Origin of the sequence: Actinomyces sp. zg328, assembly GCF_009829635.1 — a bacterium.
GTDB lineage: Bacteria > Actinomycetota > Actinomycetes > Actinomycetales > Actinomycetaceae > Actinomyces > Actinomyces marmotae.
On sequence record NZ_VWPE01000005.1, the window covers coordinates 30756 to 46267 of the forward strand.

The window sequence follows — 15512 nt, forward strand, 5'->3', positions numbered from 1 at the left end:
GGGCGGCCCGTGGCCCCGGATCTAGGCGTGGTCCAGCGGTACGATCCAGGTGAAGATCGTCCCCCGTCGGGGTCCATCCGAGCGCGCCCTGGGCCCGATGGAGAAGTTGCCGCCGTGGCGCCTGGCCCGCTCGGCCATGTTGGCGGTCCCGGAGCGGCGCGTGACCGCGGGATCCACCCCGATGCCGTCGTCGCGGCAGGCGATCGCGACGAGCGGCCCGGACATGCCCGCCCAGCTCTCCTCGATGCGCTCGGAGGCCGGTAGCACGCCGTTGATCCGCACGTGGATCGTCGCCGAGGAGGCCCGGGCGTGGCGGGCCACGTTGCTCAGCCCCTCCCGCACGACGGCGACCATGTCATCGGCGACGTCGTCATCCACGGAGGCGGCGATCGCCCCTGACAACTCGGGGTGGGCGCCCCCGCCCTCCTCGGTGAGGGAGTGGCCGTCGACGGTGATGAGCAGGGAGGGCGCGAAGCCGAGCGAGGTGCGCGCCAGGGAGGCCTCACGCCGCAGCCTCTCGACGAGGCCGACCTCCTCATCGCGGTCCCGCAAGGAGTGAACGATGGCGCGGATCTGGCTCACCGAGTCGTCGACGGCGGACAGGACCGAGTCCAGGATGCCGCGCATCGCCTCGCAATCGGCGTCATCCTCGCGCAGGCGGTCCCGGGCGGCCGTCACCCGCATCCCGGTGGCGAAGAGTTGCTGGATCGCCAGGTCGTGGAGGTCCCGCCCGATGCGGGCGCGCTCATCGAGGAGGTTGGCCATCTCCTCGGCGTGCTGGGCGTCGGCGAGCTCGAAGGCCATGGTGGCCTGACCCGCGACGAGCTCGGCGATCTCCAGGTCGTGCTGCGTGAAGGGGGCCTCCCCGGGCTCGCGCAGCAGCAGCATGACGCCGACCCCCCGGTCGCGGTGGATCATCGGGGCGTAGAGCGCCGGGCCGAAGCGCGCCAGCGCCTCCACCTTGAGATCCGCCGCGCCCCAGGCGTCGATGAGAGAGGGGACGATCAGGCCGGTGCGCCGCGCGAGGGTGGACATGGCGCGCCCGGTGGGAGGGAAGTAGGTGCCGATGAGTTCGTCGGCATGGTGCCCATCGGCGATCTCGCAGATCCAGGTGTCGCCCACGCTGGGCAGCACGAGGGCGGAGGTGCCGGCGTGGGCCACCTCCCGCACGCGTCGCGCGATGAGGGTGAGGGCGTCGTCCTGCTCCGCCCCGGACAGCAGGAGGGTGGTGATCTCCTGGGACAGGGCCATCCACTGCTCGCGGTCCCGGGCCTGGCGGTACAGGCGGGCGTTCTCGACGGCGATGGCAGCCGCCTCGGCGAGTGTCACCACGGCGTGGATGTCGGCGCGCCCGAAGCCCCCCGGGCGGTCGCCCAGGTAGAGGCGGCCGAAGAGCCGCCCGTGGGCGCGGACCGGCACCGACAGCATGGCACCGGGCTCCTCCCCCTCGATGACCCCGGTGAACGCGGTGGTGCCCGACAGGTCGTTGACGACGACGACGCCCCGGGGGACGCCCTCGACCGGCCTTCCGTCCATGAGGCCGGGAGCATCCGGGTCTTCGATGGCAGGGGCGCCGCCGAGGACCCTCTGGAGGATCTCGGGGCGATCCCCCACGAGGTTGGGGACCCGGCCGGTGGACGGGGGAGCGGCCGCGTCAGGTTCGACGACGGCGTCCTTGCTCACGGCGATCGTGCCCCATGCGGCGCCGGTGATCGAGCAGGCCGAGTCCACCAGGCGCCGCAGCGCCTCGGTGACCCGCAGCGAGCTGGTCAGGCGCAGGGCCGCCTGGACGACGTCGGCCGCGCGCTCCCAGGGCGGCCCATCGTCCCGGCCCCCCCTGGCCGCCGCGGGCGCCTGGTGGGCGTGTACGGCGTAGGCCAGGGGGCCACCTGGGCGCGGCTCCCGAGCCTCGTCATGCTCAGTCATCGGCGTCCTCCTGCGAGAGCGACCAGCGGTAGGCCTGAGAGTTCCTCATGAGTTCCTCATGCGTGCCGCGCGCCAGGACGGTGGCGGGCTCGCCGCGATCGCGGTCCGATTTCCCCGGGCGGCCCAGCACGAGGATCTCGTCGGCACCCGCCAGGGCGCTCAGCCGGTGCGTGATGAGCAGGACGCCCCGCTCCCGGCTGCCGGCGTCCAGCAGATCGGCCACGAGACGGTCGGCTGTGGCGGCGTCGAGATGCTCCCCGGGCTCGTCGATGAGGAGCAGCGGCGCGGGGGCGGCCAGGGCTCGGGCCAGGAGCAGTCGGCGCCGCTCCCCGCCTGAGATGCCGGTGGCCCCGGTGCCCAGGGGCGTGTCGAGCCCCGCGGGCAGGGCATCGAGCCAGGATGCCAGCCCCGCCCGCTCGAGGAGCGCGGTGGCGCGCTCGGGCGCCAGGGTTCCGTCGGCCACCCTGAGGTTCTCCAGGACGCTGGTGCCGAAGACGTGGGCGTCCTCCGCGGTGAGCGTGAGCCGGCCGGCCACGTCCCGTCGCTCGGCGCCCCAGGGGGGAGCGCCGTCGATCGTGATCTCGCCGGCCTTGGGCTCGATGAGCCCGGCGAGGGTGAGCAGCAGGGTGGTCTTGCCGATTCCGGAGGGACCGATGATCGCCAGGCGGCGCCCGGGGGCCAGGTCGAGGTCGATGCCCGAGGCGACGACCGGCCCTGCGGGCCAGCCGACGGACAGGCCCCGGGCGCGCAGCCGGGGCCCTCCCTCCACGACCCCGGGGAGGGGTGACGGCTCGGGCACGCGGGCGGCGGAGGCCTCCGCGGCCTCCACGAGCTCGACGACGCGCCGGGCGGCTCCCGCCGAGCGGACGAGCTGGACGCTGGCCGGGCCGAGCGCGGCGACCGCCTCGAAGGCGGACAGGGGCACTAGGACGATGACGGCCAGCATGACCGGCGAGAGCTGTCCACTGCTCACCGCGGGTATCCCCGTCAGGAGGGCGCCGATGACGGCCAGTCCCAGGGCGGCGATATCCAGCGCGGCGGCGACCGCCGCTGGCTGGGCCCCCGCGTCACGGGAGGCGGCAAGGCGCTTCTCGGCGCGCGCCACCTCCTCCATGAGCCGCGGCATGCGCCCCGAGACGCTGAGTTCGGATCCGGACTCGATGGCGGTAAGCGCATGGGCAGAAAGATCCGTTGCCTGCTCCTGGCGCGCCAACTCGGCCGCCCTGGCCGAGCGGATGGTGATGGCCGGCCCGACGATCCCGGACAGGAACAGGCAGGCGGCGAGGATGAGACCCGCGGGCCAGTGGACGATCGTGATCCCCGCCACGGTCCCCGTGCTCACGGCGATGGCTATGGCCATGGGCAGGTAGGCGCGGATGACGATATCCCCGACGGCGTCGATGTCCGCTCCCACACGGGCCAGGACATCGCCGCGGCGCAGCCCCGCCACTGTGTCGGTGCGCGAGCCGGCCAGGGTCTCATAGAGGCGGGCGCGCAGCGCGCTCATCCCGCTCAGGGCGGTGGAGTGCGAGATGAGGCGCTCGCAGTAGCGCAGGACCGAGCGCGAGGTGCCGAAGAGCCGCACCGCGACGGGCGCCACGCCGAGCGCGGCGATATCGGGGATCTCGGCCGCCCGCGCGATGAGCCATGCGGCCACGGCGCTGAGGCTGACGGCGCTGCCCAGGCCCAGGGCCCCGGCGATGACGGACATGGCGAACCGGCGGCGGTCGAGCCCGAGCAGGTCCACGGCGCGCCGCAGCGCTCGCCGCTCGTCGATGGTGAGGGGGGACGGGAGCACGCTCATCGCCCCTCACCGGTCCCAGCGGGGGCGCTCGCGGCGATCGCCTCGCCGGGCGCGGTCATCGCGGCGTCGAGATCGAGGGCCGAGCGGACCTCGATGACGTCGTCGGCGATGGCGATGAGGGCCTGACGGTGGGCGATGACGATGATCGTCCGCCCAGCGGCCCGAAGCGCCTCGACGGCCCGCAGCACATGGGCCTCGCTGGCGGCGTCGAGGTGGGCCGTGGGCTCGTCGAGCACGACGAGGGGCCTGGGCGCCAGGAGGGCGCGGGTGAGCGCGAGGCGCTGGCGCTGGCCGACGCTCAGGCCGACCCCGCCCTGGCCGATTGGGGTCAGCCAACCGCGCTCCAGGGAGGCGATGACCTCATCGAGACCGGTCTGGGTCGCGGCCCGCTCGACCGCCCCGGGAATGGGGGCGCCGGCGGCCTCGAGCGCGGCGGCCTCATCCTCGCCCAGGACGTGGTCGAGGATCGTTCCCGGCAGGATGGCTGGGCGCTGGGGCACCCAGGAGATCTGCTCCCACCAGGTGGTGGGGTCGATGTCCGCCAGGTCGATGGGCGCGTCGGCGAGCGCCCCTGGGGAATCGCCGGGCGGGGGGCTGATGAGCACGCGGCCGCGGTCGGGGGGCAGAAGGCCGAGGAGGACCTGGGCGGTGGTGGTCTTGCCGGCCCCGGAGTCACCGGTGAGCGCCACGAGCCGGCCGGGGCGGATGACGGCGGTGAGGGCGTGGGGCGCCCAGGCGCCCCGGGCGGCGACAGACAGGTCCTCGACGCGGATGGTGGCGGTGGCGAGGGAGGGCGCGGCAGTGGTGCCGCGCTCCGGGACGGGGGTCTCGAGAATGGAGAAAACGGCCTCGGCGGCGGCCACGCCGTTGGCGGAGGCATGGAAGTGGAAGCCCACTTGGCGCAGGGGGTTGAAGATCTCCGGGGCGATCATGATGACGAGGAGGCCGGTGGCCAGGTCGAGGTCGCCGTACAGGAGCCGGAATCCGACCTCGACGGCGATGATCGCGACCGACAGCGTGGTGATGAACTCGAGGACCGCGCCGGACAGGAAGGCGACGCGCAGGGTGGACATCGTGGTGGCGTTGTAGGCCTCGCCCAGTGCCCGCACGCGCTTGACCGGGCCGATCTCGCGGCCCAGGGCCTTGAGCGTCGGCAGGCCCGCGATGAGGTCGAGCACCTGGGATCCCAGTTGCTCCATCGCGGCGAGGCGCTGCGTGGAATGCTTCTGGGTCAGACGGCCGATGAGGATCATGAACACCGGGATGAGGGGGATCGTGAGCACGACGGCGATGGTCGACGGGATGTCGGCCGCGAGCATCACAGCGCCGGTCATCGGGGTGACGGTGGCGGCCAGGAGGAGCTGGGGCAGGTAGCGGACGAAGTAGGGCTCGAGGTCATCCAGCCCTCTGGTAAGGAGGGTCGTGGTGTCGGCGCCGTGGGCGGACTGCCACCGGGGGCCGAGCGCCGCCGCGCGGGCCAGGACGAGGCGCCGAAGCTCGATGATCGTGGAGGTGGCCGCCCGGTGGGCCCGGCCCTCCTGGACGAGCACGACCAGCGCGCGCGCTGCCGCCACGCCGGCCAGCGCCGCGATCAGGCCTCCCTGCTCGCCCAGGCTGGCCTGGTCGAGGATGACGGGGGAGATGATCCGGGAGATGAGCCAGGCCTGGGCGACCACGAGAACCGCTGTGAGGACGCCTGTCGCAGCGGTCAGGACCACGTAGCGCCTAGCGGAGCGCGCGTAGCGCATGAGGCGTGGGTCAAGGGGTTTCACGGCGTCCATCCTAGGGGGAGGCTCTTGAACAACGGTTTATAGGGGTTGACTATTTTGCAGGGCGACTGCGCGGCGTGACGATGATCGCCGCTCGGCCCATCGAGGCCGAGCGGCGATCATCATGCGCGGTGCGCGGGTCCTCCCCGCAAAGGGCCTTCCCCGGCGCGCGGGTGGGTAGGGCTCAGTAGCCGATCACGGCCTCGGGCTGGGCGGAGTCGCGCACCTTCGTGGGATGCAGGCCGCCCACGCCGGGGGTGATGTCCTCGACGCTGACGCGCCCGGCGAACACCTTGTAGGACCAGATCGTGTAGAACAGCACGACCGGGACGAACACGGCGGCCGCCACCGTCATGATCAGCAGGGTGACATCGGCGGAGGCCGCCTGCTGGATCGTCAGGGAGTAGGCCGGGTCGATGGACGAGCGCATGACATCGGGCGCCATGGCGGAGAAGATGAACGCCACGGCGAAGGCGATCGCCGCGAAGTGCAGCCCGAACGCCATCCCGAAGCGGCCGCGGTGGCTCATAAGCAGGGAGCCGACGAGGCTGGCGGCGGCGACGATGAGCGGCAGCCAGGCCAAGGCGTTGGGGGAGTAAGCCACCTGCGCCCACAGGGCCCACACTGCGGTGAGCGCCGTGGAGGCGCAGCCGGAGCGCACGGCGAAGGAGCTGGCGCGCTCGCGAAGCGCCCCGGTGGTCTTCAGGGCGGTGAACAGCGCGCCATGGGTGAGGAAGAGCGCGCAGGTCACCGCGCCGCCCAGAAGGGTGAACGGGGTGAGCAGCGAGAAGAATCCTCCGGTGAGCTGATGCGAGGCTCCGCGCAGAAGCGAGCCGGCCGGGACGCGTGACGGGTCCACGGCCGCCCTGCTCGCCGTCTCGATGACCTCGATCTTCATGCCCTGCACCAGGTTGGCGAAGGCCACGCCCCACAGCACGGCGGGAATCCACGCGCTGATCGTGTGGGCCCAGTCCCACCAGTCCCGCCAGCGCTGGGAGTTGATCTTGATGCGCCACTCGATGGCGCAGATGCGCACGATCAGGCACAGCAGGATGAGGAACAGCGGCAGATAAGCGCCGGAGAAGAGGGTGCCGTACCACTCCGGGAAGGCGGCGAAGGTCGCGCCGCCGGCGGTGAGCAGCCAGACCTCGTTGCCGTCCCAGTGAGGCCCGATCGTCCCCATCATGGCGCGGCGCTCGCGCTCGTCGCGGCCGAGGATCCTCAGGAGCATGCCGACTCCGAAGTCGAAGCCCTCAAGGGCGAGGTAGCCGGTCCACAGGACGGCGATAAGGATGAACCAGAGAGCCGAGAGCGTCATGGTCGTGTTCTTCCTTCCCGACTTCAGTACTCGAAGGACAGCAGGGCGGGGGCGCCCGCGGTCCTCGTGGATTCACTCTGCCCGGAGGCCTTGGACGTGGAGGCGGTCGCCGGATCGACCGGGGTGCGCACGCCCTCGTGGATGTAGCGGCGCAGGAGGTAGAACCAGATGACCCCCAGGATCGCGTAGAGGAGGGTGAAGATCACCATGGAGGCCAGGACGGTTCCCGAGGAGACCACGGTGGAGACCCCGTCGGCGGTGCGCATGTAGACCTGGGAGACCGGGTCGGCCAGGTTGGGGGCGATGAGCCAGGGCTGGCGGCCCATCTCCGTGAAGATCCAGCCGAAGGAGCAGGCGATGAAGGGCAGCCACATCGTCCACAGGGCCGCCTTGCCCAGGGCCGGGCTGCCGATGAGCCGGTCGCGCCGGATGAGCCACAGCGCGACGGCGCCGATGGCCACGGAGATCATGCCGAGCCCGATCATGAGGCGGAAGGTCCAGAAGGTGATCATCTCGTTGGGCGTGTAGTTGCCCGGGCCGAACTTCTGCTCGTACATGGCCTGGGCGTCTTTGAGGCCCATGACCTTGGCCTGCGGGTCGTTGGTGGCCATGAAGGAGTAGACGCCGGGGATCGTCAGGAGGTGCGACGCCGTGCCGTCGGTGCACGAGCCGAAGGCCGCGACGGTGAATCCGGCCCCCTTCTGAGACTCGCACAGCATCTCGGCGGCGGCCATCTTGGCGGGCTGGACCTCCGTGATGATCTGCCCCTGGGCGTGGCCCGAGGCGGCGCACAGCAGGCCGGAGATGATCATGGTGACTGCCCCGAAGCGGGTGAGCCGCCGCCACAACTGCCGGGCCTCGAAGTCCTGGCCGGCGCGCACCGCGCGGGTCATCCACCACACGGCGACTCCCACGATGACGGCCCCCGCCACGAGGAAGGCGCTGGAGATGGTGTGGGCCAGGGTGGTCCACAGCAGCGGGCTGCCCAGCACCTTGAGGAACCCGTTGACGCCGTCGAGCTCGGCGCGCCCGGTCTCCGGGTTGAGGACGGCGCCCACGGGGTGCTGCATCCAGGAGTTGGCCGCCAGGATGAAGAACGCCGAGACGTTGGTGCCCAGGGCGACCAGCCACATGCACAGGTTGTGCAGCTTGGGGGACAGGCGGTCCCATCCGAAGATCCACAGGCCCAGGAAGGTTGACTCCATGAAGAAGGCCAGGAGCGCCTCGAAGGCCAGCGGGGCGCCGAAGATGTTGCCGACGAACCGCGAGTACTCCGACCAGTTCATCCCGAACTGGAACTCCTGGACGATGCCGGTGGCCACGCCCAGGGCGAAGTTGATGAGCAGGATCTTGCCGAAGAACTTGGTGGCGACCTTCCACTGCTCGTTGCCGGTGCGCAGGTAGATGGTCTCCATGAGGGCGACGAGCGGGGACAGGCCGATCGTCAGGGGGACCAGGATGAAGTGATAGACCGTGGTGATACCGAACTGCCATCGAGCCAGGTCGAGGGAGTCCAGCGCCATCGGCGCGAGGGTCATGATCGCACCTTTCGGAAGAGGTGAACGGAAATATAAGTGACGCCATTTGGTGTGATGGCGGCGCATAGGGGCGGGGTCGGTGTCAGTGTAGGGCACGCGCTGACGCCGCGTCGCGATTTCGATGGCGCGCGAGGCCCTGTTTCTCGCCGTTTTTGGTGGGCCGGCCCTGCGGCGCCCCGGCGGGGCCTCCCGACGGTGTGGTCAGATCTCGCGGAGCCCCTGGGCGGAACCGCCGCGGAGGCCGACGTGCGCTACGCCTCGGGCGTGATAGGCCCGGCCGCGCCGTCGGGCGCCAGGGGGTGTGGAATACTCTGACCCGGCCCCGACCCCCCTCGTACAGGTGGTCGGTGCCCGACCCTCGTCGGCTACCCCGGCAGTGGAGACTTGCGCCGCATCGCGCGCCGCCGCACTCCCGCGCCGAGCGGGTGCCCCGACGAGCCGGCGCCACACGGCGCAGACGCAGACTTTCTCTGCCCCTCGCCGAGGGGCTGACAGCGCCCCGGCGCCGCGAGTACGGGCGGTGCGCGGGCATCCGGAGAGTGCACACGATGCCACGAGCCAAGAAGACCAACGAAGCCGCCACCGAGGCCGTCGAGCCCATGAGCGCCGTCGAGCCCGAGGAGGCCCCCGCCGCGCCGGCGCGCCGGCGCCGCAAGGCGACTGCCGCTGCTGCGGCCCCCCAGGCCGCGCCCGAGTCCCGGGCGGAGAAGAGCCCCCGGCGCGCCCCGGAGGCCGACAGGGCCGGGGCTCGCGAGGCCGAGCCGGACGGCGCCTCGCAGGACGACCAGCCCATGCTGCCCGTCGCCTCCCTGCTCTTCCAGGCGCCCGACCCCGCCCGCGCCAGGCGCCGCCGCCGGGCCACCTCGGCCACGACGACCCCGCAGGAGGCGCCCGCCATTGAGCAGCCCGCCGCCCGCGGGCGGGGCGCCGATGATGATGCCGCCCAGGCCGACGGGCCGCAGGGCCCCGATGCCGCCTCCGAGGACGCCGCCGCGCCCGCGGGGAAGGGGCGCCGCCGTCGCAGGGCGACGGCCCCGGCCTCCGCGCCCGAGCACGTGGAGGAGACCGCGCCGGCCGGGCGCCGCTCGCGCAAGAAGAAGGCGGCGGACGCCCTCCCGGAGGCCGACTCCCCTGAGCCCCAGGACGCCCCGATCCCCGCCGAGGATGAGGCCGCCGAGTCCCCCGACGGCGCGAACGAGGCGGATGCCGCCGATGACGCCTCGGAGGCCGAGTCGGGTCAGGGCAGGCGCAAGCGCCGCCGCGGGGGCCGGGGGCGGCGCTCCCGCGCGCAGTCTGCCGAGGACGGCTCCAGCGATGACGCCCCCGGCGCTGAGGGCGCTGACGACGGCGAGCCCGATGGCCGGGCCGTGGGCGCGCCGGTGGGGGCAGCGGAGGACTCCGACGGCGCTCAGAGCGAGGAGGGCGGCGGCTCCTCGCGCCGCCGTCGTCGCCGCTCGCGCACCCGCTCCGACCGCGAGGCCAGGGAGGGCCGGGGCAGGGACGTCCGCGATGAGGTCACCGCCCTCAAGGGTTCCACGCGCCTGGAGGCCAAGCGCCAGCGCCGCCGGGAGGGCCGCGCCGCCGGCCGCCGGCGCCCGATCGTCACCGAGGCCGAGTTCCTGGCCCGGCGTGAGAGCGTCGACCGGCGCATGATCGTGCGCGAGCAGGATGGGCTCAACCAGATCGCGGTACTGGAGGACGGCCTGCTCGTCGAGCACTACGTCGCCCGCCACACGCAGGCCTCGATGGTCGGGAACATCTATATCGGCCGCGTGCAGAACGTCCTGCCCTCGATGGAGGCCGCCTTCGTCGACCTCGGCAAGGGCCGCAACGCGGTTCTCTACGCCGGCGAGGTGAACTGGGACGCTGCGGGCATGGAGGGCAAGCCCCGCCGGATCGAGGACGCCCTCTCCAGCGGAGACACCGTCCTCGTCCAGGTCACCAAGGACCCCATCGGCCACAAGGGGGCGCGCCTGACCAGCCAGATCACCCTGGCGGGCCGCTACCTCGTGCTCGTGCCGGGCGGCACGATGACCGGCATCTCGCGCAAGCTGCCCGACACCGAGCGGGCCCGCCTGAAGAAGATCCTCAAGCGGGTCGTCCCCGACTCCGCCGGCGTCATCGTGCGAACCGCCGCCGAGGGCGCCTCGGAGGAGCAGCTCGCCGCTGACGTCAAGCGCCTCGCGGACCAGTGGGCCTCGATCGACAAGCGCGCCAAGGCCGTCCTGGGCGGCTCGGGGAAGGCCCCGGTCCTCCTCAAGGGCGAGCCGGAGCTTGCGCTGCGGGTCGTGCGCGATGTCTTCAATGAGGACTTCGGCCAGCTCGTCGTGGCGGGACGGGATGCCTGGCGCACCATCTCCGAGTACGTCACCGAGCTCAGCCCCGATCTCGCCGATCGCCTCCAGCACTGGGTGGAGCCGGAGGACGTGTTCACCGCCCATCGCATCGACGAGCAGCTCGCCAAGGGCTTCGACCGCAAGGTCTGGCTGCCCAGCGGCGGCACTCTCGTCATCGACCGCACGGAGGCCATGACCGTCATCGACGTCAACACCGGCCGCTACACCGGCGCCGGCGGCACCCTGGAGGAGACGGTCACCCGCAACAACCTCGAGGCGGCCGAGGAGATCGTCCGCCAACTGCGCCTGCGGGACATCGGCGGCATGGTCGTCATCGACTTCGTCGACATGGTCCTGGAGTCCAACCGCGACCTCGTCCTGCGCCGCCTCGTGGAGTGCCTGGGCCGGGACCGCACCCGCCACCAGGTCACTGAGGTCACCTCCCTCGGCCTGGTGCAGATGACGCGCAAGCGCGTCGGCCAGGGACTGGTCGAGGCCTTCTCCACCACCTGTGACTGCTGCGGGGGCCGGGGCTTCATCGTCCATGAGAGCCCCGTCGAGAACCAGCAGGCCGACCTGTCCGCCTCGGGCTCCCGCTCATCGGGTCGCAAGGGGCGCAAGGGTAAGGATGGCTCGGCGAAGCCCTCCGAGCGCGCCTCGGGCAAGACCAGCGCCAACCGCTCCGATCAGGCGGAGGACGCCGGCGACGACGAGGCGGCGCGCGCCGCCGTCCGCGGGGCCCTCGCTCAGATCGCCGCTGCCGCCGAGCAAGCGCACGAGCAGTCGCAGGACGCCTCCCCGCAATCCGACGGCGACTGATCGGGGCCGGGTGGGCCCAACGTCCCACCGCCTGGGCGTTTCGCCGGAATCGACGTGAAGAATCACGGATCCAGACCCTCATTGTGATGGCGGGCCCCCGAGGAGCCCGTAGCATTGGATGTGATGACGCAATGCCATCAACCGGGGGGATGATCCTCCGGCAAAGTGCGCAGACTCGGGGGAGGGGCAATGGCGGCGGCCACCGTCAGGAGGATTGGCATCGCCGCGATCCTGCGTTGGATCGTGGCATTCGCGATCGGCATCCTCATCGGGCTGATGGCCTACACCTTCGTGTACGCCAAGGGGTTCTCCTACCTCAGCAATGACCCGAAGGCCTGCGTCAACTGCCATGTGATGGAGGACCAGTACAAGTCCTGGCAGGCGGGGCACCACCGGCACACCGCCACCTGCGGGGACTGCCACCTGCCGCACGACAACATCATCCACAAGTACTGGGTGAAGGCGGAGGACGGCTTCCTCCACGGCTTGAAGTTCACCACCGGCGACTACCCCGAGAACATCGTCATCCGCGACGTCAACATGGATGTCGCCAACCAGGCCTGCGTGCACTGCCACGCCGATGTCACCGATGACATTCGCCATGGGGCGCTCAACCGCAACGAGGTCTACGACTGCGTTCACTGCCATTCCGGGATTGGCCATGAGTAGAGAGGATCAGGCCATGGACACCGCCGACCAGAGCCCCGAGGGGCTCGCAGCGGAGGTCGAGCGCGACAGCGCCACGAGCCCAGCGAGGGACGCGCGTCCCGGTGAGAGGGCGGCGCGGCACAAGCGCTCCTTCTTCAGGGGGCCCGTGTTCATGGTGCTGCTCATGGCGGTGGTCGCCGGGGCGACCTTCGTCGTGACCATGCTGCTCATGAGCATCAACAACCACCAGGCTGAGGGCTCGCGCGCCTTCTACAACGTCGCGCAGCTCGATGAGACTTCCTACGACCCCGCCGTCTGGGGTCAGAACTACCCCGTCCAGTACGCGGACTACAAGAAGACGGCGGAGTTCACCCCCGCCGAGCACGCGGGCAAGATGGTGCCCCACTCGGTGGAGGGCGACCCCCGCACCGAGGTCAAGTCCCAGAAGTTGGAGGAGGACCCCCGACTAGTCAAGATGTGGTCCGGGTACGCCTTCGCCGTGGATTACCGGCACGCCCGCGGGCACGCGTACACCACGGTGGACCAGCAGTACACGCTGCGCAACGCCAAGGACCAGCAGCCCGGCACCTGCGCGAACTGCCACGTCTCGGCCCCGGCCCTCTATGACAAGCTCGGCAACGGCGATCGGGAGGCGGGCTTCGAGGCCACCGGCACGATGAAGCTCTCGCAGGTCCTCGCCGACGAGTCGGTGTCCCACCCGGTGGCCTGCATCGACTGCCACGACCCCAAGACCATGGCGCTGCGGGTCACCCGCCCGTCGTTCATGCGCGGCATCAAGGCCCTCAAGGCCAGCCAGGGCGTGAGCGACTTCGAGGTCAACAAGGACGCCACGCCCCAGGAGATGCGCACGTACGTGTGCGCCCAGTGCCACGTTGAGTACTACTTCAAGGGGGAGAACAAGGTCCTGACCTTCCCCTGGGACAAGGGCATCGACATCGACAACATCTACTCCTACTACCAGGAGCAGGGCTTCACCGACTGGACCCATGAGAAGACCGGGGCGCCCATGCTCAAGGCCCAGCACCCCGAGTTCGACATCTGGTCCAACTCGGTCCACGCTGCCAATGGCGTCGGCTGCGCCGACTGCCACATGAACTACAAGCGCGTGGGCTCCGGCAAGGTCTCCAACCACCATGTCACCACGCCGATGAAGGACGTCAACGCCTCCTGCGGCACCTGCCACAAGACCGGCGACGGTGTCATCGAGAAGCGGGTGCGCACGATCCAGGCGAACTTCATCTCCTCGCGCGACCGCGCCTTCGACACCCTGGTCGGTCTCATCTCCGACCTGGAGGCGGCCAAGTCCGATGGCACTTCGCCCGAGCAGATCGCCCTGGCCCAGCAGTACCAGCGCAAGGCGAGTTTCTACCTCGACTACGTCTACTCCGAGAACTCCTACGGCTTCCACGCCCCGGACTACGAGCAGCGGATTATCAACCAGGCTGAGCACGCCGCGCAGAACGGCCGCCTGGCGCTGACGGGCAAGACCGCCGAGGAGCTCAAGGACTCGGACGTTTCGACCGCCAATGCCGAGCACTACCCCTCGGATAAGGCGGCGAGCGGCGCCTCCCGAGGCAGCGGCCACTGATGGCGGGCGCTGAGAGCGGCGACGCGCGGGCCGGTGCCCCAGAGCCGGATGACGACCGCCTCAGGCGAGTCCGCGAACTCCTCGATGAGCTGAGCCCGCAGGAGCGCCAGGAGCTCCTGCGGGCGGGGGGACGGGCCGCGGGGCCCGGGAGCGCTGAGGAGACCTCCGAGGACGGCGCCGAGGGATCGGAGGACGGCGCTAACGCCGCCGATCCAGAGGAGCCGGACGAGTCCGAGGCCTTCTACGCCGGCCTGGAGGACGATGACGACCTCATCGGCTCCAAACTCGCCTCGCGCCGCGCCAAGCGGGGCAAGGACGAGCCCCCGGAGTCGGCTGGCTCAACGCCGAGGCGGCGCGCGCCCTTGTCGAGCGCGGAGCGCATCGCGCTCATCGCCGCCGTCGTCCTCGGCATCGCCGCCGCGATCTGGTACAGCAATGTGGGGGGAGTCTCCTCCGGCTCTCCCCACGGGGGCGCCATGGCCAGCGCTGGCGCGCAGGGCGGTGCCTCCAAGCCGGGCACCGAGCAGTGGGCGGCGGAGGTCTCCACCATCCAGTCGCAGATCGAGGCCGATCCCACGAATGCCGATCTGAAGATCCGGCTCGGGCGCGCCTACGCCGGCCTCGGTGACTACGACCGGGCGATCGAGACTCTCACCGGCGTCACCGATGAGGACCCGGCCAAGACGGAGGCCTGGTACTACCTCGGCTTCATCCACATGAGCACCAAACCGCCGAACGAGGCGGCCGCCCAGGCCGCCTGGCAGAAGGTCATCGACCTCGACCCCGACTCGGAGATGGCCGGCAAGGCGCGCTCGCATATGGCCAACCTGGGCTCGCAGGGCGGCACGGCCGGGCCCCAGGGCTCGCCCGCCGCCCCCACTGGAAGCGCGACCGCCACCGCCGAGGCGGCCCGATGACGTCGGTGTCCGTCCCCGTCGCTCTCCTCGCGGGTCTCATGGCCTTCGCCTCACCCTGCTTCCTGCCCCTGGTGCCCGCGCTCCTCGCCCACCTCGCCGGGCGCGGAAGCGCCGCCGCGGCGGAGATCCCCTCACTGCGGCGCGCCCCCGTGCTCACCCGGGGCGACCTCGCCCCGGGGAGGGGCAGCGGTGCGGCCATCCCCCTGCGGGCCCCGGCCGTCAACGGGGCCGCGCGCCCCGCCACGCCCCGCGTCGTGCTCAACGCCACCGCCTTCGTGCTCGGCTTCTCCGCCGTGTTCGTGGGGCTGTGGGCGCTCGTCGTGTCCGGCGCCGTCGCCCTGGGCCCGCACCGCCGGGCCCTGCGCCTGGTGGGCGGCGCCCTTCTGGTCGTGATGGGCTTGCACGCCGTCGGACTGCTGCGGATCAGGGCGCTGGATCGCGCCCTCGGCGGTGGGCTCGGCGATGCCGGCCGCCCGGGCGGGGGAGCGACCCCGCTCAGTTCGCTGCTCATGGGCATCGGCTTCGCCCTGGGGTGGTCGCCCTGCATCGGCCCAGTGCTCGGCGCGATCATCGCGCTCGCCTCCCAGGCGGCCTCCGCCTGGCAGGGGTTCGCGCTCATGGCCGTGTTCTGCGCCGGGCTCGGCTCGCCGGTGATCGCCCTGGCCCTGGGCATTGACCGCGCGGCGGCCAGAACGGCGTGGCTGCGCGCCCACGGCCGCGCCATCCGGATCGCCTCGGGGGTCCTGCTCATCGTCGTCGGGGCGCTGATGACCATGGATCTACTGGCCCCGCTCTCCGGTCTCGTGAGCACCCCACTATGAGGAGGAC

General features: G+C 71.5%; 10 protein-coding genes. 5 read left to right on the forward strand and 5 right to left on the reverse strand.

Going from position 1 to position 15512, the window contains the following annotated elements; all coding sequences use genetic code 11:
• Positions 1 to 21 precede the first annotated feature (21 nt).
• The 5 genes from GVV75_RS04210 to GVV75_RS04230 form a co-directional block, all read right to left on the reverse strand.
• Positions 22 to 1926 carry a sensor histidine kinase gene (locus GVV75_RS04210; protein WP_159813623.1) on the reverse strand — a complete coding sequence of 635 codons (1905 nt, stop codon included), beginning with the start codon at positions 1924 to 1926 and terminating at the stop codon, positions 22 to 24.
• The gene (gene cydC / locus GVV75_RS04215; protein WP_159813625.1) at positions 1919 to 3730 is read right to left on the reverse strand and encodes a thiol reductant ABC exporter subunit CydC; all 1812 of its coding nucleotides are present in this window, start codon (positions 3728 to 3730) and stop codon (positions 1919 to 1921) included. The genes GVV75_RS04210 and cydC overlap by 8 nt, the downstream gene beginning before the upstream one ends.
• Positions 3727 to 5502: a thiol reductant ABC exporter subunit CydD gene (gene cydD / locus GVV75_RS04220; protein ID WP_201288701.1), complete on the reverse strand. Its 1776-nt coding sequence runs from the start codon at positions 5500 to 5502 to the stop codon at positions 3727 to 3729. Before cydD ends, cydC begins: the two co-directional genes overlap by 4 nt.
• 181 nt (positions 5503 to 5683) lie before the next feature.
• Positions 5684 to 6817 (reverse strand): cytochrome d ubiquinol oxidase subunit II, encoded by a 1134-nt coding sequence (gene cydB / locus GVV75_RS04225; protein ID WP_159626203.1) that lies wholly within the window; start codon positions 6815 to 6817, stop codon positions 5684 to 5686.
• A 23-nt stretch (positions 6818 to 6840) separates the two neighbouring features.
• Positions 6841 to 8355: a cytochrome ubiquinol oxidase subunit I gene (locus tag GVV75_RS04230; RefSeq protein ID WP_159523429.1), complete on the reverse strand. Its 1515-nt coding sequence runs from the start codon at positions 8353 to 8355 to the stop codon at positions 6841 to 6843.
• Positions 8356 to 8903: 548 nt separating this feature from the next.
• Between GVV75_RS04230 and GVV75_RS04235 the strand changes: the two genes are divergently transcribed.
• From GVV75_RS04235 to GVV75_RS04255, 5 genes are all read left to right on the forward strand, one after another.
• A complete protein-coding gene (locus tag GVV75_RS04235) occupies positions 8904 to 11510 on the forward strand; it encodes an Rne/Rng family ribonuclease (protein WP_159813628.1) in 2607 nt (868 codons plus the stop codon).
• Positions 11511 to 11699: 189 nt separating this feature from the next.
• Positions 11700 to 12179 carry a cytochrome c nitrite reductase small subunit gene (gene nrfH, locus GVV75_RS04240; RefSeq protein WP_159523425.1) on the forward strand — a complete coding sequence of 160 codons (480 nt, stop codon included), beginning with the start codon at positions 11700 to 11702 and terminating at the stop codon, positions 12177 to 12179.
• Positions 12180 to 12192: 13 nt separating this feature from the next.
• Positions 12193 to 13767 carry an ammonia-forming cytochrome c nitrite reductase subunit c552 gene (locus GVV75_RS04245; RefSeq protein ID WP_235905238.1) on the forward strand — a complete coding sequence of 525 codons (1575 nt, stop codon included), beginning with the start codon at positions 12193 to 12195 and terminating at the stop codon, positions 13765 to 13767.
• Positions 13767 to 14684, forward strand: a complete 918-nt coding sequence (locus GVV75_RS04250) for a tetratricopeptide repeat protein (RefSeq protein ID WP_159813630.1) — start codon at positions 13767 to 13769, stop codon at positions 14682 to 14684. The genes GVV75_RS04245 and GVV75_RS04250 overlap by 1 nt, the downstream gene beginning before the upstream one ends.
• Complete coding sequence (locus GVV75_RS04255) at positions 14681 to 15505, forward strand: cytochrome c biogenesis CcdA family protein (protein ID WP_159523421.1); 825 nt, start codon at positions 14681 to 14683, stop codon at positions 15503 to 15505. Before GVV75_RS04250 ends, GVV75_RS04255 begins: the two co-directional genes overlap by 4 nt.
• Positions 15506 to 15512: the final 7 nt, after the last annotated feature.